Origin of the sequence: Nocardia sp. NPDC056541 (assembly GCF_042794235.1) — a bacterium.
Lineage (GTDB): Bacteria > Actinomycetota > Actinomycetes > Mycobacteriales > Mycobacteriaceae > Nocardia.
Genome location: NZ_JBHTUD010000010.1, coordinates 18,147 through 35,968 on the forward strand (window position 1 = coordinate 18,147; position 17,822 = coordinate 35,968).

14 protein-coding genes are annotated in these 17,822 nt (G+C 65.5%); 8 read left to right on the forward strand and 6 right to left on the reverse strand.

Going from position 1 to position 17,822, the window contains the following annotated elements; all coding sequences use genetic code 11:
* The first annotated feature begins 339 nt into the window (after nt 1-339).
* The 4 genes from ACFQ9R_RS18780 to ACFQ9R_RS18795 all read left to right on the forward strand — a co-directional run bounded on the left by ACFQ9R_RS18780 (nt 340) and on the right by ACFQ9R_RS18795 (nt 5,310).
* Nucleotides 340-1,419 carry a DUF4185 domain-containing protein gene (locus tag ACFQ9R_RS18780; protein WP_378992070.1) on the forward strand — a complete coding sequence of 360 codons (1,080 nt, stop codon included), beginning with the start codon at nt 340-342 and terminating at the stop codon, nt 1,417-1,419.
* Between the two features lie 147 nt (nt 1,420-1,566).
* A complete protein-coding gene (locus ACFQ9R_RS18785; RefSeq protein WP_378992071.1) occupies nt 1,567-2,925 on the forward strand; it encodes a DUF2252 domain-containing protein in 1,359 nt (452 codons plus the stop codon).
* Between the two features lie 76 nt (nt 2,926-3,001).
* Entirely contained in the window at nt 3,002-3,886 is an 885-nt protein-coding gene (locus ACFQ9R_RS18790) for an AAA family ATPase (protein ID WP_378992073.1), read from the forward strand.
* Nucleotides 3,883-5,310 carry a VWA domain-containing protein gene (locus ACFQ9R_RS18795; protein WP_378992074.1) on the forward strand — a complete coding sequence of 476 codons (1,428 nt, stop codon included), beginning with the start codon at nt 3,883-3,885 and terminating at the stop codon, nt 5,308-5,310. The genes ACFQ9R_RS18790 and ACFQ9R_RS18795 overlap by 4 nt, the downstream gene beginning before the upstream one ends.
* A gap of 132 nt (nt 5,311-5,442) precedes the next feature.
* Here the strand turns inward: ACFQ9R_RS18795 and ACFQ9R_RS18800 are convergent, their stop codons facing one another.
* Nucleotides 5,443-5,904 carry a nitroreductase family deazaflavin-dependent oxidoreductase gene (locus ACFQ9R_RS18800; protein WP_378992076.1) on the reverse strand — a complete coding sequence of 154 codons (462 nt, stop codon included), beginning with the start codon at nt 5,902-5,904 and terminating at the stop codon, nt 5,443-5,445.
* A 30-nt stretch (nt 5,905-5,934) separates the two neighbouring features.
* Nucleotides 5,935-6,390, reverse strand: coding sequence for a carboxymuconolactone decarboxylase family protein (locus tag ACFQ9R_RS18805; RefSeq protein WP_378992078.1), 456 nt, complete (start codon nt 6,388-6,390; stop codon nt 5,935-5,937).
* 176 nt (nt 6,391-6,566) lie between these two features.
* On the opposite strand from ACFQ9R_RS18805, the gene ACFQ9R_RS18810 reads away from it, so the two are divergent.
* The gene (locus tag ACFQ9R_RS18810; protein ID WP_378992079.1) at nt 6,567-9,056 is read left to right on the forward strand and encodes a tetratricopeptide repeat protein; all 2,490 of its coding nucleotides are present in this window, start codon (nt 6,567-6,569) and stop codon (nt 9,054-9,056) included.
* Here the strand turns inward: ACFQ9R_RS18810 and ACFQ9R_RS18815 are convergent.
* Entirely contained in the window at nt 9,016-9,543 is a 528-nt protein-coding gene (locus ACFQ9R_RS18815; protein WP_378992080.1) for a DinB family protein, read from the reverse strand. The two genes, ACFQ9R_RS18810 and ACFQ9R_RS18815, sit on opposite strands and share 41 nt — an antisense overlap.
* Before the next feature lie 89 nt (nt 9,544-9,632).
* Here ACFQ9R_RS18815 and ACFQ9R_RS18820 point away from each other — a divergent pair, with 89 nt between their 5' ends.
* Nucleotides 9,633-10,589 carry a helix-turn-helix transcriptional regulator gene (locus ACFQ9R_RS18820; protein ID WP_378992081.1) on the forward strand — a complete coding sequence of 319 codons (957 nt, stop codon included), beginning with the start codon at nt 9,633-9,635 and terminating at the stop codon, nt 10,587-10,589.
* Here the strand turns inward: ACFQ9R_RS18820 and ACFQ9R_RS18825 are convergent.
* The 3 genes from ACFQ9R_RS18825 to ACFQ9R_RS18835 form a co-directional block, all read right to left on the reverse strand.
* Nucleotides 10,581-11,234: a hypothetical protein gene (locus ACFQ9R_RS18825; RefSeq protein WP_378992083.1), complete on the reverse strand. Its 654-nt coding sequence runs from the start codon at nt 11,232-11,234 to the stop codon at nt 10,581-10,583. The genes ACFQ9R_RS18820 and ACFQ9R_RS18825 overlap by 9 nt on opposite strands.
* Nucleotides 11,235-11,351: 117 nt before the next feature.
* A complete protein-coding gene (locus ACFQ9R_RS18830) occupies nt 11,352-12,626 on the reverse strand; it encodes a hypothetical protein (RefSeq protein WP_378992085.1) in 1,275 nt (424 codons plus the stop codon).
* Nucleotides 12,623-12,838, reverse strand: coding sequence for a hypothetical protein (locus ACFQ9R_RS18835; RefSeq protein WP_056812051.1), 216 nt, complete (start codon nt 12,836-12,838; stop codon nt 12,623-12,625). Before ACFQ9R_RS18835 ends, ACFQ9R_RS18830 begins: the two co-directional genes overlap by 4 nt.
* Before the next feature lie 521 nt (nt 12,839-13,359).
* Here ACFQ9R_RS18835 and ACFQ9R_RS18840 point away from each other — a divergent pair.
* Nucleotides 13,360-14,817 carry an ATP-binding protein gene (locus tag ACFQ9R_RS18840; RefSeq protein WP_378992087.1) on the forward strand — a complete coding sequence of 486 codons (1,458 nt, stop codon included), beginning with the start codon at nt 13,360-13,362 and terminating at the stop codon, nt 14,815-14,817.
* Between the two features lie 18 nt (nt 14,818-14,835).
* Nucleotides 14,836-17,820, forward strand: coding sequence for a Z1 domain-containing protein (locus ACFQ9R_RS18845; RefSeq protein WP_378992089.1), 2,985 nt, complete (start codon nt 14,836-14,838; stop codon nt 17,818-17,820).
* The last annotated feature ends 2 nt before the right edge of the window (nt 17,821-17,822 follow it).

Below are 17,822 nucleotides of genomic sequence, written 5' to 3' on the forward strand. Positions count from 1 at the left end.
ACGGCAAGGGCGTTCCGCCTCTGATCGCTGTCGATCTCGAATCGGCCCTGCTGCGCGCGCGAGCCGACATCGACAACGTGGGCTGACGAGATCGAGATCGTCCCCGACCTGAGTCTGCCGGTGGCGGCAACCGGGCACCGACCGCGGCTTCGACCGAGACCGCGACCTGGGGTCGAGTCTCGATGCCCTGCTCGCATTCTGAAGCCCGTTCTCGGGCAGATCGGATCGCTCAACTATCTCCGGGTAACCTGAATCGGTGACGGAAACGACACCAGCCCAACGATTTTGGATCGAGCCAACCGAGGGGTGTGTGTCATCCGCGTCACGGATCTGAACCCTGTGCCTTCGGCTGACCTCGGTGGCGGCGATCTCGCGATTCCGTTCGAGCTGCCCGACGGCGATGTCGGCTTCATCTGGGGGGACTCGTTCTCCGGGGACGGCCCGTACGGCCCACCGATGGGCGGCATCGGGAACTGGCGTTCCCCCATCATCACTCGCACGTCTCAACGCGACCCCGCCGAGCCGATCGTCATGGCCACCGTGCCGGGTACCGACGGCCGCCAGCTGTGGGACTACCAGCACGACAACGCCGAGTACTCCACCGTCCTGCCGTGCGACGCGATGACCATCGACGGCCGGATCTACCTGTGGGTCATGTACACCCAGGGCCTGGGCAACGAGAAGTGGTGCGAGGTATGGACATCCGACGACAGCGGTGTCACCTGGGCGCGCAGCGGGTCGAAGTTCTGGTGCGGCGCGTTCGACGGCAAGCGGGTCATGATCTCCTGGGCCAAGGACCCGCACAGCGACTGGGTGCACATCATCTCCACCGGCGGCCTGGCCAGGAACAAGGACATGCTGCTGTGGCGCGCGACGGTCGACGGCCTGTCCGATCCGCACGCCTGGCAGGGCTGGGGCTGGGACGGCGGCAACTGGGCCTGGAACCGTGAGCCCACGCCGATCCTGCCCGGTTGGCAATTCGGTGAGATCTGCCTGCGCTATGTCGAGAACAGGGCCGTGATCTCCGGATTCGACGCGGGGGACTACTCGATCTTCGTCAAGGTCGGTGACCGCATCGACAACACGAACTGGATCACGACCCCCACACACCGGCCGATCACCGGGATGTCGCGCGGTGTCGACACCGTCGCGCGCCTGTACGGCGGCTATATACACCCCTACAGCAGGCTCGAAGACGGCAAGTTCACCCTCATCGTCTCCGAGTGGGCGCAGAACGGGAATCCCTATCGGGCGACCCAATTCACCTGCACCGGGATTCGCCGGAAGGTGCTCGTCCCGGCCCCTGACCCGGAACCGGCGCCCGAGCCCTGGCCGACTCCACCACCGGACCCGCATCGGACCTGGTGGCAGGAGCTCGTCCGCCGAGTCGACGAGTGGCGCAGGCGCCTTGGTCCGTAGCGCCACCCGCCCCCTTGCTGTCGGCGGTCGATAGCGGGAGTCTCGCTCGATGAGTTGTTCGTGTTTGCTGGGTGGTGGCGCACTCTGTCACCGCATGGTTACCCGCTGGTCCTTGCCGTGGTGGTCCAGTAGCGCGAGACTTGCTCGATGACGACGGTTGAGGATTTCGATCGGCAGGCGGTGGAGGTCGGTAAAGCGGCGCGGAAGCGGGTTTCTCGTACCGCGTTGGGGGAGTGGAAACCGGAGCCGGGCAGGGAGGACCCGGTGGCGATTCTGCTGAAGCAGAACGCGAAGCGGGTGCCGAGCCTGGTGCCGATCCGGATGGCGCGAATGGCGGTGTCGCCGTTCACCTTTCTGCGTGGTGCCGCGGCGGTCATGGCCAATGACCTCGGATCCGGTCCCGATACCGGGCTCATCGTGCAACTGTGCGGTGACGCACACCTGTCGAACTTCGGGCTCTTCGGCACTCCTGAACGCAATCTCGTGTTCGATGTGAACGACTTCGACGAGACGCTGCCCGGCCCGTTCGAGTGGGACGTCAAACGCCTGGTCGCCAGTGTCGCGGTCGCGGCGCTGGGCAACGGCTGTTCGGATGAGGACGCGGCCTCGGCGGCGGAGGCCACCGCCCGCGGCTATCGCGAGGGCATCGAGGCGATGGCTGAGCAGGACAGTCTCGAGATCTGGTACGACCGGGTCGACTCCGACATGGTCCTCGAGCTGGTCCAGAAGAAGAAGGGCCGCAAGCTGGCGGAGAAGACGATCGCCTCGGCCAAGAAGCGCACCAGCCTGCAAGCGCTGGACAAACTCACCGAACCCGATGCCGACGGCATTCCGCGGATCAAGAATCAGCCGCCACTGCTGGTACCCATCACCACCCCTGACGCGGCGACCGTGACGGCGCTGTTCGCCGAATATCGGCGCACCCTGCCCGACCACATGCGCGTGCTGCTCAACCGCTACACCTTCGTCGAGGCCGCCGTGAAGGTCGTCGGGGTCGGCAGTGTCGGCACCCGGTGCTTCATCGCGCTGCTGATGGACAAGGAGTCCGGCGCTCCGCTGTTCCTGCAGTTGAAGGAGGCCGACACGTCGGTGCTGGCGCCGTATCAGAAGGCGAGCCGGTACAAGCACCAGGGACATCGCGTCGTCGCCGGTCAGCGCTTGATGCAGGCGTCGAGCGACATCTTCCTCGGCTGGGCCACCGGCCCTGAGGGCGTGCATCACTACTGGCGTCAGTTCCGCGACATGAAGGGCTCCGTCGATATCGACAATCTGACCCACCGGCAACTGTCCAACTATGGCGCCGTCTGCGGTGGCGTGCTGGCTCGGGCCCACTGTCGTTCCGGTGATCCGCTGGCCATCGACGCCTATATCGGCGGCAGCGAGAAGTTCGACACGGCTCTGAGCGATTTCGCGATGTCGTATTCGGATCAGAGCAAAGCCGACTACGGCCTGCTACAGGCCGCGATCAAGGACGGCCGGGTCGAGGTGGCCGACAACCCGTACTGAGGCCGAACAGGCGGCGTCGGAGCAACAGGGGCTCGCGTCGCCGCCATCCCGGCAACACTCGATACACTCATTACCGATGAGTAACTTCTTTTCCTCGGTGGACCAGGTGACCGACCGGCTGACGGCCGCCGGTTACCTGCCGTCCCTCGACATCGCGACTGCGGTCTTTCTCGCCGATCGCCTCGGTAAACCGCTGCTGATCGAGGGTCCCGCCGGTGTCGGCAAGACCGAGCTCGCCAAGGCGATCGCCGCCGCGGTGAGCGCCGAGCTCATCCGCCTGCAGTGCTACGAGGGCGTGGACGAAGCCCGTGCCCTGTACGAGTGGAACCACGCCAAGCAGCTGCTTCGCATCACCGCCACATCCGGCGAGGACTGGGACAGCACCCGCGACCACGTCTTCACCGAGGAGTTCCTGCTCGCCCGCCCGCTGCTGGCGGCGATCCGCAACCCCGACCCCACGGTTCTGCTCATCGACGAACTCGACAAGGCCGACGTGGAGCTCGAGGGTCTGTTGCTGGAAGTCCTCGGCGACTTCCAGGTGAGCATCCCCGAGCTCGGCACGGTCACCGCCGTCCGCAAGCCCTTCGTCATCCTCACCTCCAACGCTCACCGCGACCTGTCCGAAGCGTTGAAGCGCCGCTGCCTGTATCTCCATATCGACTATCCGACAGTGGAATTGGAGAAGGCGATCGTCGCGCTCAAAGTCCCCGAGCTGGATGCGTCGCTGGCCGAACCGGTGGTGGCGACGGTGAGCGCACTGCGGCAGCTCTCGCTGCGCAAAGCACCCTCGATTGCCGAAACTGTCGACTGGGCAAGAACTTTGGTCGCGTTGGGAACGCGGACGCTGACCGGCGGCGTGGTCCGCTCGACACTCGGAGTCCTGCTGAAGTATCAGTCGGACCATCGCGTGGCCATCGACCGTCTCGGCCTCGACGACCAGACGGACGGCAGTGTGCGGTGACGAGCCGCGATCACCTCGGCCGCTCGGCGCCTGTCGCGGCAACGGATTCGCGCTTCGCCCCCACGGGCGCTCGGCTCGTCGATTTCGTCACTCTGCTGCGCGAGCACAACATTCACGCGGGCCCCAGCGAAACCATCGACGCGGCCGCGGCGGTGGTAGCTCTCGGCACCACCGACCCCCGCGTCCTGCGCTCGGGCCTGGCCGCCTGCTTGCTGCGCCGCAATGGCCAACGCAAGGTCTTCGACCAGCTCTTCGACCAGCTCTTCGACCTGTACTTCCTCGGCGTCTCGCTGCCACCCGCGCGCCCGAGCGAGAGCGCCGGGGACCTGCGCGAGCGTCTGCTGGCCGCCCTCGTCCAGGGTGAGGACACTGCCGAGCTGGCCCGCGAAGCACTCGACACCTTCGGTGCCTACGGCGGTGCGGGGGAGAGCGCGGGCCGGGTCACCCAGGCTTCGGGCGCCGGCTGGTCCTCCTATCTGACGATGAAATCGCTACGCCCGGATGAGATCTCCGAGCAGCTCGCCCGAACCATGGGTGGCTCGGGGCAGTTCGATACGGCGGTGCGTACCATCGAGGCCCGTCGCCGCGTCGACCAGTTCCGCACCGATGTGCAAACCGAAGCACGCCTGCGTTCGGCCGAACTGCGCGGCACCGACTACATCGCCCGGCGCGGCGTCGAGAACTCCGCGGACCGAACGGATTTCCTCGGCGCTCGCGAACAGGACCTCGCCGAGATGCGCCGCCTGGTGCACCCACTGGCCCGCAAGCTCGCCTCCCGGCTGGCGGTGCGTCGCAAGAAGGCGGTGCGCGGTCAGATCGATCTGCGCCGCACCCTGCGCCGATCGATGGCCACCGGTGGTGTCCCGGTCGATCCGGTGCTGCGGGCCCGCAAGCGCGGTCGGCCCGACCTCGTTGTGCTGGCCGATGTTTCGGGCTCGGTCAGCGGTTTCGCCGAATTCACGCTGCAATTGGTGCAGGCGCTGCAGGACCAGTTCAGCAAGGTCCGCAGCTTCGGTTTCGTCGACACCTGTGCCGAGATCACCCAGTACTTCACTCCCGGTGAGCCGCCGTCACCGGGCTTCGCGCAGGACATCGTCCGTGAAGGTGGCGTCGCCCGGTTCGGATCCAGCAACTACGGCGAGGTCCTCCAGGGTTTCGTCGACCACTATCTCGACGCCGTCGGCCCGCGTACGTGTGTCCTGATCCTCGGCGACGCCCGCACCAACCGCACCGATCCGAATCTGGCTGCGCTGCAAGCGATCACCGAGCGAGCGAAGGCCGTCTACTGGCTCAACCCGGAGCCGTCGCGCTCGTGGTCGACCGGTGACTCGGCCGCCGAGGACTACACCGACATCGTCACCATGCACGAATGTCGCAACGTAGCCCAGCTCGCCGAGGTGATCGGCAGACTGCTGCCCGCCTGATTCAGCTCGGCCAGGTCGACGCTGACTGTAGGTGATAGTCGCGCCGAGGCGTCCTCGTGGGGCGCTCGGTCCCCCGTGCCTGCCGAGAAGTCTGAAACGCCTCGGCAGGCCCTCTGCTTTCGACACGAGCGTTCAAGCGGTGGCCGCCAGCCGCACGACCGCGTACTCCCGGCCCGCCTTGGCCTGGTACTTGTCGTAGCGGGGCTGGGCGGCCGCGATGTGGTCCCAGGCCGTCGCCCGCTCGGCGCCGTCGAGTACCCGAGGCGTCACGGCGACCGGGTCGCGGTCGGGCAGCTGGACGGTCGCCTGATCGGGATGGCCCATCAGGTTGAGGAACCAGTCGGGGTGCCCGTCCTTGCCGCCCGAGGCGACCAGCAGCCAGGAGTCGTCCTCGCCGGGGAACCAGCTGATCGGGGTATCGCGTGGCTGGCCACTGCGGCGGCCGACCGTGTGCAGGATCAGCACGTCCATCCCCATGAAGGTGCCCTTGCCGCGCCGGATCTTGCGGTTCATGCGCGCGTTCATCCGGTGCTGCATCCACCGGGAGAACCCGCCGTGTGAATTACTCTTGCTCGCTTGCTGATTCGCGGACATCGTCACTGTTCCTTTCGAGGAGGGGGCGCCTCAGCCCCAGGCGCCGGCGATCTGACGGGTGGTGGCATTGAGCCGGTTGAACATGTTGGTGACGCCGATCATCAGCACGATCGAGGCGAGCTGCTTCTCGTCGAAGTAGCTGGCGGCGCTGTCCCAGATCTCGTCGGTGACCGCGTCGGGACGGTCGGCCAGCCGGGTAGCGGCCTCGGCGAGTTCGAGGGCGGCGCGCTCCTCCTCGGAGAAGAAGGGGGTCTCGCGCCAGGCGACCACGGTGGCGAGGCGGTCTTCGCTGACGCCCGCTTTGCGTGCGGTGGTGGTGCCGCCGTGCACGCAGGCGCTGCACCCGTTGATCTGGCTGACCCGCAGGTGCACCAGCTCCAGGATCTCGCTGTCCACGCCACCGGTCTCCACGGCCTTGAGTACCTGCTGGATGGGGCCCATCGCGTCGGTGAGGACCATGGCGGGGTTCTTCATCCGAGACTGCATGTCGTTCTCCTTGTTCGGTGTTTCTCCGCTGCTTGCGGTGTGACCCAATAACAGCCCGTCCGGCGCTGGAACAGAATGGCTGTGGGACACTGTGGGACAGCTGAAAACGGCCCTGACCACCGGCTTGTCCGTCGTGAGATTTCTGGTTCAGGCCGGGACAACGGGAGTGGAATACGGTGGTTGTGCAACAGCAGACGGCACGGGCGTACCCGCAGGACGAGCTCGCGTCGCGCCTGCGCCTGATCCAGGAACTGTCCGGTCGTGGCGTGCGCGCCCTGGCCCGCGACACCGGCCTGAGCTCGTCCTCGCTCTCGCGCTATCTCAGCGGCCAGACGGTCCCGCCGTGGCCGGCGGTCATCGAGCTGTGCCGCCTGGTCAAACGTGACCCGCGCCCGCTGCGTCCCCTCTGGGAGCGCGCCAACAACCCCTTGCCCGCCCCGCCGAAGACCAGCCGCCAGCCCGCCCCGCCGAGCCCGCCGGCCGACGCCCCACCGCCGCCCCGCAACGACCTGCCCCGCGACGTGCCCGACTTCACCGGCCGCGAGCAGGCACTGGCCGAGGTGATCGCCGCCGTGCGTGCCGATCGCGTGGTCGCCATCGACGGCATGGCAGGCGTCGGGAAGACCTCACTGGCCGTGCACGCCGCGCATCAGCTCACCGCCGAATACCCAGATGCCCAGCTGTACCTGGACCTCCACGGCTTCACCGACGGACGTCAGCCGCTCGACCCCGACGCCGCCCTCCGTGCGCTGCTGGCCGCGTTGCAGGTCCCTTCGGAAAGGGTGCCGCAGGACGGGGGCGTCGAATTGCGCGCCGCCTGTTGGCGTTCGGAGCTGGCGCGGTTGCGCGCTGTCGTCGTGCTCGACAATGTCGCCGACGCCGCGCAGGTCAGCCTCCTGTTGCCGGGTGCGGGCGAGTCGGTCGCCATCATCACCAGCCGCAACCGGTTGCTAGAGCTCGACGAGGTCCCGCCGGTGACCCTCGACGTACTCACTCCCGAAGAGAGCGCCGAACTGCTGGTGCGGGCCAGCGGTGACGCACGCGCCGGACGGCTCGCCAAGGAACCCGAGCAGGCCGCCGAAGTGCTGCGCCTGTGCGGCAATCTCCCGCTGGCGTTGCGCCTCGCGGCCGCTCGTCTGCGTCATCGCCCGGGTTGGTCGATCGGCATTCTCGTGGAGCGGATGTCCGAGGGGGCAAGCGAATTCGACACCGCCTTCGGCATGTCGGTTCGTCAGCTGAACCGGGACCAGCGTCGCCTGTTCCGGCTGCTCGGCCTGATCCCCGGCTCCACGTTCACCGATTACGTCGCCGCCGCCGTGGCCGACGTCTCGCTGCGCAGCGCCCGCGCCATGCTCGAAGACCTCCTCGACGCGCACCTCGTCCAGCAACCGGCTGACGGCCGCTACCGCCTCCACGACCTGGTCCGCCAGCATGCCCGCACCGCCACCTTCGAACACGACACCCCCGCCGACCGTGAACGCGCACTACACCGCATCCTCGACTACTACGTGCACACCGCGGCCGCCGCCGACGGCGCCATGCCGTTCCTGTCGCCGACCCGCCCGGTCTCGGCCGGCGCACCGCCCGCCGAACTGCCGCGCTTCCCCGGCCGCGACGCCGCGTTCTTCTGGTTCGTCTCCGAGTACACCAACCTGATGGCCGTGTTCTACGCCGCCGTCGAAGTCGGCGCCGACACCCACGTCTGCGAATTGCCGCGCTTCATGCGCGCGTTCTTCGCCCGCCGGTGCGGCACCACACATCTCAACGCACTCTTCGAGCAATCCCTCACCGCCGCACAGAATCTCGGCGACCCACGCCAACTCGCCGAAGCTCACAGTGACCTGGGTTTCGCCCGATACAACGCAGGGCGGATGACCGAAGCGGCCGCCGCGTACGCCGCGGCCGCACCCCTGGTGGCCGCAGTGGGTGACCCGCTACCCCGGGCCGAACTGACGATGCGCTGCGCCCAATTGCGCTGGGACGAAGGCAGTATCGAAGAACCACTGGAACTGTTCCGCCGAGCCCGCGACCTCTACACCACCGGCGGCTGCCCGACGAGCGCCGCCGACGCCATCGCCAGCGAAGCCTGGGCCCTGCTCCAATTGGGTCATCGCGAACAAGCCGTCCAACTCGCCCGCGAAGCCCTCGCGATCCCCGCGGTCAACCCCTCGCTGCAGGCCCAGATCACGCTCGGCGTAGCGATCGCGGCGGACGAACCCGCGCAAGCCCTGGACCACCTCGACCAGGCCCTCGCCCTCGCTCGTGAGGACGGCCACAAACACAACGAAGCCTGGTGCCTGAACTGCCGGGGCGTCGCCCTGCGTGAAATGGGTCGCTACGACGAAGCCCTCGCCGGCCACCGAGAGGCCTTCGCCCTCTTGGACGCCCTTTTCGAAGACCACTGGAAGATCCACTTCCTCAACGGCTACGCCGAAACCTGCCGCCTCGCAGGACTTCCCGAGCAAGCCCTCGACCTCTACCGCGAAACCCTGGCCCTGGCACCGAGACTGGGACACCGCTTCGAGGAGGCGACAGCCCACCAGGGCATTGCCGACGTTCTCGACGCGACGGACCCGGCTGCCGCCACCGAACACCGTACGGCGGCCGAGTCCCTGTTCGCCGAGATCACCCCATCGACTTCGCTCCGTCCAGCGATTCACGAATGATGTCGGCGTGCCCGGAGTGCTGGGCGGTCTCGGTCATGATGTGCATCAGCGTGCGGCGGGCGGTCCAGCGTCCGCCGGGCTCGAACCACGGGGCCTCCGGCAGGGGCTGACTCACGTTCAGATCCGGGAGGGTGCGCACGAGCTCGTCGGTGCGTGCGGCCACCCGCTCGTACTCGGCCAGGACGCCCTCGAGCGTGTCGCCGGGCAGCATCCGGAAGATCTCGCCCCACTGCGCGATCTGTTCCTCGGTCATCGAAGAGAAATCGGGGGCTTCCGCGGGCCCGTTGAGGATGAAGCCCGCCCAATTCGCTTCCACCGCGGCCACATGCTTGATCAGTCCGCCCAGACACAGCTCGCTGACGGTCGTGCGCAGACCCGCCTGCTCGTCGGTGAGGTCGCGGACAGTGAAGCGCAGGAAGTGCCGGTGCTTGGCGAGCATCTCGAGGATGTCGGTGCGCTCGGTGTCGATCTGGGTGCTCGTGGTCATGTCCGGATCCTTTGCTTGTCGGTGTTGTGAAACCCAAGGTAGAACCCATTGCGGCCAGTTTCTGACCGCAATTGCGAGATACTCGGAATATGGCCGATACGAGCGCACGCACCCTCCGACTGCTGTCGCTGCTGCAGACCCACCGGTCCTGGTCCGGCACGGAACTGTCCGAACGCCTGCGTGTTTCGGCCCGCACCCTGCGCCGCGACATCGACCGCCTTCGCGAACTCGGCTACCCCGTCGACGCGCGCCCCGGCGTCGACGGGGGCTATCAGCTGGCCGCGGGTGCGGCCATGCCACCCCTGGTCCTCGACGACGACGAAGCCGTCGCCATCACCGTCTGCCTGCAAGCCGGTTCCCAGGGTGCGGGCGACGGCCTGGCCGAACCGTCCATCCGCGCACTCGGCAAACTGGTGACCGTCCTGCCCACCCGCCTACGCCGCCGCGTCGACGCCTTACGCGCCATGACCGAATCCACCGCCTGGACCGCCGTCCCCCTCTCGGACGTGGACCCCGCCGTCCTCACTGATCTGGCCCTCACCTGCCGCCGCGAAGAACGCCTGACCTTCACCTACACCGCCGCGGACGGCCGCACCAGTACCAGGGAAGTGGAACCCCACCGTCTCGTCTCCCTGGGCCGGCGCTGGTACCTCGTCGCCTACGACCTCACCCGCCACGACTGGCGCACCTTCCGGGTCGACCGCCTCACCGGCTCCGCGAGCACCGGCGCGCGCTTCCGCCCCCGCACCCTTCCGGCCCCGGACGCCGCCACCTTCGTCCACAACGCCATCGGCGCCCGCCGTTCCGGCTATATCGTCACCGCCGAAATAGCAGCCCCGGCCACCGACGTCCACGCCCGAGTGGGCCGCTGGTGCAGCATCACCGCCCTCCCCGACAACCGCACCCACATAGAAATGACCGTCGACAGCCTCGACTGGCCGATGCTGGTGCTCGGCAAGGTAGAAGCGAATTTCCGCGTCCTCGGCCCACCGGAACTGGTCGAGCAGTTACACGAATGGGGAACCCGCTTCACTTGCTCAACGTAGCGGGTTGCCCGGTCGGTAGCCGCCCTGCGGTGGCTGGTTCGGCTGTTGCCAATGTCCTTGTGGTGCACCGTAACCACCTGCGGGAGGCATTCCGGGTCTGGGCATCGGGTAGGGCTGCATCGTCGGCGCGCCGGGGGCCCGACCTGCCGGGCGCCGATCAGCGCCGCCTCGACACCACCGTTTCGTCGACGGCAGCACGGCCAGGACAACAGTGAGCACCGGAAACACCATCATGAGCAGCGAAACCGCCCAGGGAATGTCGACGTCGGCCCCGAGTATCGAGTCGATGCTGGAATTCCCGAGTATCGCTTCCAGCTGCCGACTCAACGGAAACCGGTAGTCCATGAGCTGGATGACCGTCGACAGAGCTCCGAGCGCATACGTGCCGATCACGCCGAGACAGCCCAGAACCACGAGCACGCGCCCCGGGTTGCGCTTGCGGAAGACCAGGATGGCCCCGGAGACCAGCATGATCGAGGCGACCAGGTCGATCACCAACAGCACCGCCGTCACGATCGACGCCCATCCCGGCACGAGCCCCCACGCGAGCCACCGCGCGTCGAAGCGCAGCGTGTTCACCACGTACATGACGACCCCGCCGAACGCCGCGAACCCACCGAGCAACGCCAGGATCGCCGCGGTCACCGCCGTTCCTCCGGTGGTTGGGCGCTGGGCGGGAGCGGGATACATACGGGTCCTCCTGGAAATCAACGGTCGATGTCCGAGGTACCCACTTTGTCGGACTCGCACGCGGATGTCGCGTCACCCGTTGCGATAGCGCCCCTTCTGCCGCCGCTGATAGAACAGCAGATCCACCTCCACCGGCTCGACCAGCGCGGTGATCTCGGCCAACCGCGAGTCGTACCTGAGCTCGGTGATGCACCGGTGCAGATAGGCCCGCCGCTCCGGCCCCAACTGCGCCCAGATCGACCCGAACCGCGACTGCCCCCGCTCCCCGGAAACCGCCACCAGATCGAGTAACGCAGGCCAGCAACCGGTTTCGGTCGCCCGCGCGGGCAACTCCGCCACCGCGGACTCCGAGAGCAAAGCCAGCGCGTACCCCACAGCGCTCCTGACATCGTCATCCATCCGCGACATCAACGTGAACAACCCACGCCAACTCTCCGCATCGCCGCGCCCATCCATCGGCGCGACCAGATCCACCCCGACATCCGGATCGCTGAACACCGGATTGCCGACCAGCGTCCACAGCCCCAGCGGCGTGAGATACCCGGCCAGGGTGAGGAATTCGGGAACCGCCCCGAGCGCGAGCGCGTTGCGCACCAACCGCGCGACATCACCGGGCTGCGCATTCCCGAACAGAATGTCACCGACTCGGCGGATCACATCGGGCGCGCACCGCGAAAACACCGACAGCGCAGCATGTTGCAGGTCGGCAGAACCCGCCAACACCGTCTGCGTCATCCGCGGCACCCGCCGATGCGGCCCATCCAGCAGTTGGCGAACCACCGCACTGAGCACGTCGACGTCGTAGGAGAACGCAGCCGAGAAGATCAGCCCCGCGTCATCGCGCACCCCCGCCTCGACCGCGGCGATCAATTCCGGTGTCGCACAGGACAAGAACGGGCCGGCTGTCACATAGTCCTGCCGCCGCAGCAACTCGTTCACGATGTCGACGATCGGCCCCGGCGCCATTTGATCGGCCAGCTGCTCGATGGCCCGTGGATCGAGATAGGGCGCACAATCCGCCGCGTACCCCGCCTCGAGCATCGTCAACGTCTCCGCCGCCTTGCCCGGATGATCCAACCCCACCGACCCCGCCGCCCGCCCCGTCATCATCGGCGGAACCAGCTTCTGCACCAGCGGAATCGAGATCGTCAACGGAATGAACGGCACCAGCGCGCTGATCCGCCGAAACGTGTCCGTGTGCTGATCGAACAACACCCCCGAGATCTGCTGATGCAACGCATGCAGCCGATCGGCCCCCAGATACCGCAGGTGATCCAACCGCTGCGGATGAACATGCAATGTCCGAGCCAGCAGAATCAACTGCGCCCGCGTCGTCAGGTCCGTCATCTGCCGCCGAACATGATCTTCTTCGTCACCCGGCGCAACGGCCGCGGCAACGCGGAGACCATCGAATCGATGGACTTGTCCAACGCGGCCGCCTCGAACGTACTCGCGGCCCTCATCAACTCGAACAGATCCCGAGCCTCATCCGCCGGCAACTGCTCCAGCGCGGGCAATGTCTCCGGCAAGCCACCTTCACGGTCACTTCTGACAGTCATGCGGCTCCTGGGTAACGCGATCCTCTACTCCGAGGGTCCCCCTTCCCGCCGCCACGCGCCAGAACTTCGCCGAATCACTGTGCATGGCAACGAAAACCCCAGCCCAGGTACATGTGAACAGACGTACCACTATCTGACAGCCGACCTGCGGTGGATACGATCGTTGATGTCGGCAAGCGCGTCGATGCACTACTGCCAACTTCCGGGCGTGCTCGGTCGATGACCCTCGTCGATTTCGAACTCACGAGATATCGGTGCTCGCGGTACAGCCTCATCGACCGGGCGTCTGCAATGTCGTCGACCGAGTTGTCCGGTGCTGTTGCGACGGCGCCGTCCGACCAGCCGCCTGTCTCCCCGCGCCTGCCGCAGAGTTCGCTTGTAACAAGGCACACGTCGCCGCTGATCAACTCGGAGAGTTCGACAACTATTCGTGCTGGTGACTTGGGGCGGCGATGACGGCAGACTGGCAGTTCGATGTGCCTACGGCAGGGCAGAAGCATCTACCGCCGGACGCTCGATACATGGAAGCGCTGACCAGTCAGGGCTACGGGTTCGAAGCCGCCGTTGCCGACCTTGTGGACAACTCGATCGACGCAGGCGCGAAGGACGTGGTCATCCACTTCCTCCGGGACGGCGACGACCTGTTGAGCCTGCTCATCATCGATGACGGCGTCGGTATGACCGAAGACGAACTCGAGGTCGCGATGACGGTCGGCGGTCGGCGCAACTATGCGGCGGATTCCCTCGGTATGTTCGGCACCGGCTTGAAGTCCGCGTCGTTGAGTCAGGCCTCGGCCGTCACGGTGGTCAGCCGAACCAAGAAGACCAGGCCTGCGGGACTCCAGTGGGCCATGGAACGGGCGCGCGACGGCTTCCAATGCGACATCGTCGAACCTCGGTATGCCCAGTCGCTGATCGACCGCTACCACCAGTGTCCGATCGAATGGCACGGCACCGTTGTGCGATGGGATGGAGTGAAGGATTTCCCCCGCAACGTCGGCAGCGCACAGACCGGGCGCTACCTCGATCGTATGATCAACCGACTCGGGGCACATCTCGGGCTGCAGTTGCACCGCTTCCTCGCCCGGGACGACTTCAACATCACGATCGCGGTGGAGGACGTGCGAACCGGCACGGTCTACACCAACCTCGGTGTCGTCGGGCTGAACCCGTTCGGGTATCCGGTTACGGGTCACCGCGACTACCCACGCGCGTTCGTTGCCGACATCGATTCGATCGGAAAAGTCCAGCTCACTGCCCATATCTGGACGCCACGTTCATCGGTGAGCGAGTACAAAGCAGTGGGGAGTGTGCTCGACCGCCAAGGCTTCTACTTCTACCGCCACGGTCGGGTCGTACAGGCTGGGGGGTGGAACAACTATCGGCAGCCCGAACAGCACCTTTCGTTGGCGCGGGTCGATGTCGACCTCCCGAGCACATGCGGCGACGTATTCCGACTGACCGTCAAGAAGGAAGGTGTCGAGGTCTCACCCGAGTTCGTGTCAGCGATCGAGACTGCCGCCGATGACACCGGTCGGTCGTTCGCCGACTACATCAACGATGCTCAGACGGTTTATCGCGAGGCTCGTCAACGATCAGGCTCTACGCGCAAGGCTGTAATTCCACCAGGGCGCGGATTCGCGCGAGCGGTCAAAGAGACCATCAACGATGAACTTCCGCAGATCCCCGGCGAAGATCCCATCGGAATCGAGTGGCGGCAACTGCCAGACGATGTCTTCTTCGACATCGACGGCGAGACGCGAATGATTCTGCTCAACAAGAGATTTCGCTCCGCGATGTTGGGCGGCCGCAATGGCAGCTTGAACGATGCGCCAATGCTCAAGGCGCTCATGTTCTTTCTGCTGCACGATGTGTTCGGCAAGGAACGCAATGGGTCCCGAATCAAGGACAATTTGGCGTTGTGGCAGTCGGTACTCATCTCGGCCGCCCGGGTCGAGCGCGATCAGGCAGGACTGTAGACATTGATGGAAATTCTGATGTCGCAGGCTGAGTCGACTCGGCTCGACTTGCACCGTGCTGTGCTTGCCGACCTGGCGGGGAGCAAGCCGAAGAGTCTCGCTCGGGCGATGGGCTATCAGGCATATGATCTGCCCGGTGCGCAGCCGTCGGCCAATGAGGAAGATTTCCGGTCCGCGTTGCTCGCGGCTGGTCCCAGTGATCAGTTGGTTGATATGTGGCGAAAGCAGCTGACACACTGGGATTTTGCGGAACATCCGAATTGGTCAGCCTCCGAACCACGGACAGACCAGCGGCGCACCGATATCTACGACCTGCTCGATCTGGAGCCGGGTACGCGTAAACTACTCGAAGCCTGCGCGCCGGTGATGAAGACTCCGCCGCCTGTGGTGATCAGCGAAAAATTCGAGCCCTGGTACCGGGCCACCACGAAGTACGGCCGCGAATGGTACTGGCCTGCATATCGAAACCTCTTGTCCTCCAAGGGTTGGTCCGATGACGCGGTTGCCGGTTTAGACATGGCCACCGACAGTGTGGTGGAGCGATTGTCGGACCCGTCGCGTCCCGAAGCCTTCCAGGCAAAAGGTCTTGTCGTCGGTTACGTTCAATCGGGCAAGACCGCCAACTTTACCGGCGTGATCGCCAAGGCCGTGGACGCTGGATACCGGCTGGTCATCGTGCTCGGTGGTACCTTGAATCTGCTTCGCGCCCAGACACAGCGGCGACTCGATATGGAGTTGGTGGGTTGGGAGAACATTCTCCGCGGCGCCAGCGAGTTCGAGTCGGACTATGCCGACGATCCGGCATGGAACCAGGGAAAGTTCATAAAATTCGGTAGTCAGCCTGCTGCTTTGGGTGCCTTCGACATCGTCCGGATGACGACCCGCGATGACGACTACAAGAGCCTTCGACAAGGGATTGTCGCGCTCGAGTTCGAGAAGCAGCAACCCGCACTGCCACTGCACGACCCAGCCAACCTGCATCGTTCTTCTGCACGGCTGATGGTGGTGAAGAAGAACAAGGCGGTCCTCGGCAAACTTGTTCAGGACCTGAAAAAGATCAAGACTCCGCTCGCTGAGATTCCTGTTCTGATCATCGACGACGAGTCCGACGAGGCGTCGGTGAACACCGCCCGGCAGAAGCCGGACGCCGAGCGCACTGCCATCAACAAGAAGATCTCCGAGTTGCTGACGATGCTGCCTCGGGCGCAGTACGTCGGGTATACGGCCACGCCGTACGCCAATGTATTCATCGACCCGAGCGACGCTGCGGATATCTTCCCGAAGGATTTCATCGTCTCGCTCGAGCGGCCCCACAACTACATGGGTGCGCGCGACTTCCACGACCTCGACGATGACATCCCCGAGGACGAACGCACATTTGCCAACTCGAACGAGATGGCCCACGTGCGCAGTGTTCAGGTCGATGGTCTGGACGAGGTCGATACGGCGACGCTGCGCCAAGCGATCGATATGTTCGTCCTCACAGCCGCGATGAAGCTGTATCGCGAGGAGCGGAGCGATCTCGGCGACGGGTTCTTCCAACACCACACGATGCTGATCCACGAATCGAGCTGGACCATCGATCATCGAGAAGTGCTGGGGCGCATCACGAAGCTGTGGTGGGATTCCGACTACTCGGGACCGAATGGACATGAACGGTTGCGGACATTGTTCGACAACGATGTGTCCGAGGTGTCGGCAGTCCGCGCAGACGGCCATGTCGTGCCGTCGAGTTATGCGGAGCTGCAGCCGTATATCGGGGCAGCCGTGTTCCGGATCGGGGGAGATCAGAAACCGATCATCGTCGTCAACAGCGACAAGGACATCGAGACCGGTGAAGCGGATTTCGACAAGCGGCAGATCTGGAAGATCCTGGTCGGCGGCCAAAAGCTCTCCCGAGGCTTCACTGTGGAGGGACTCACGATCTCGTACTTCCTGCGGCGGGCGTCGAATATGTCGGCCTTGATGCAGATGGGCCGCTGGTTCGGATTCCGACCCGGCTACCGCGACTTGGTGCGTCTCTACATCGGTCGGGAGCAGCCTGGAACGGGTGTCAAGGGAATCGACCTGCTGCGCGCGTTCGAGGCTGTCTGCCGCGACGAGGATGCGTTCCGGCGTGAGTTGCAGCAGTACTCGGTCATGGTCGACGGAATGCCGCAGGTTACCCCAGCGCAGGTGCCGCCCCTGGTTTCGCAGCATCTGCCGCAGCTGAAACCGGCCAGCCCCAACAAGATGTACAACGCGAAACTGGTCGAGGTGCGTTCGCCGGGAAAGTGGTTGGAGCCGACGGCGTATCCGACCTCTGCTACGCAGTTGAAGCACAACACTGCTGTGTGGACCCCCGCGTTCGACGGATTATCAACGGAGATAACGCGTTTCGCGTATCACTTTTCTGCGCAGCACGGCAGGCATGCCAAGGACTCCGCACCGACGGTCCACTATCTGACGGCATTGACCGGCAGACTGTCACCCGAGGAATTCCTCGATCTCGCCGAACGAACGAAGTGGCGGGCGCCCGGTGAGTTCGGCCCACACCTCGAGTACTTGCGTTCGATCACGTGCGGAGTTGGTCGCGCGGTGGACGAGTGGGTCGTACTTGCGCCACAGCGTGAAAAGGGCGATCAACAAGTTCGTGTGGGCGGCAGGAAAATCACCCGATGGGACCGTGTGCGACGCCGTGATCCGCTCTTCGGCTCGATCAGCACGAGCCGTCACCGCAGCATTGCGCTTCGCATCGCAGGGGCCATCGGTGATTCGAGGGATCCGAATACGGAGCGGTTTGTCGGCAAGCGCACCGGCGCCATCCTGATCCACGCGGTCGTCGAACCGCATCATGTATCGAGCGTGGACCCCAGTGGTGCGATCGACCCGGGCAAGCTGGTCCTGACGTTCGGTTTCGTTGCGCCGGCCTCCGCGTATGGAGGCGCCGACCGGGTTGTTCGCTTCACCACGAGAGATTCGGGTACAGCCGCACCGATTATCGATTGCGATGCCGAGGAATAGCC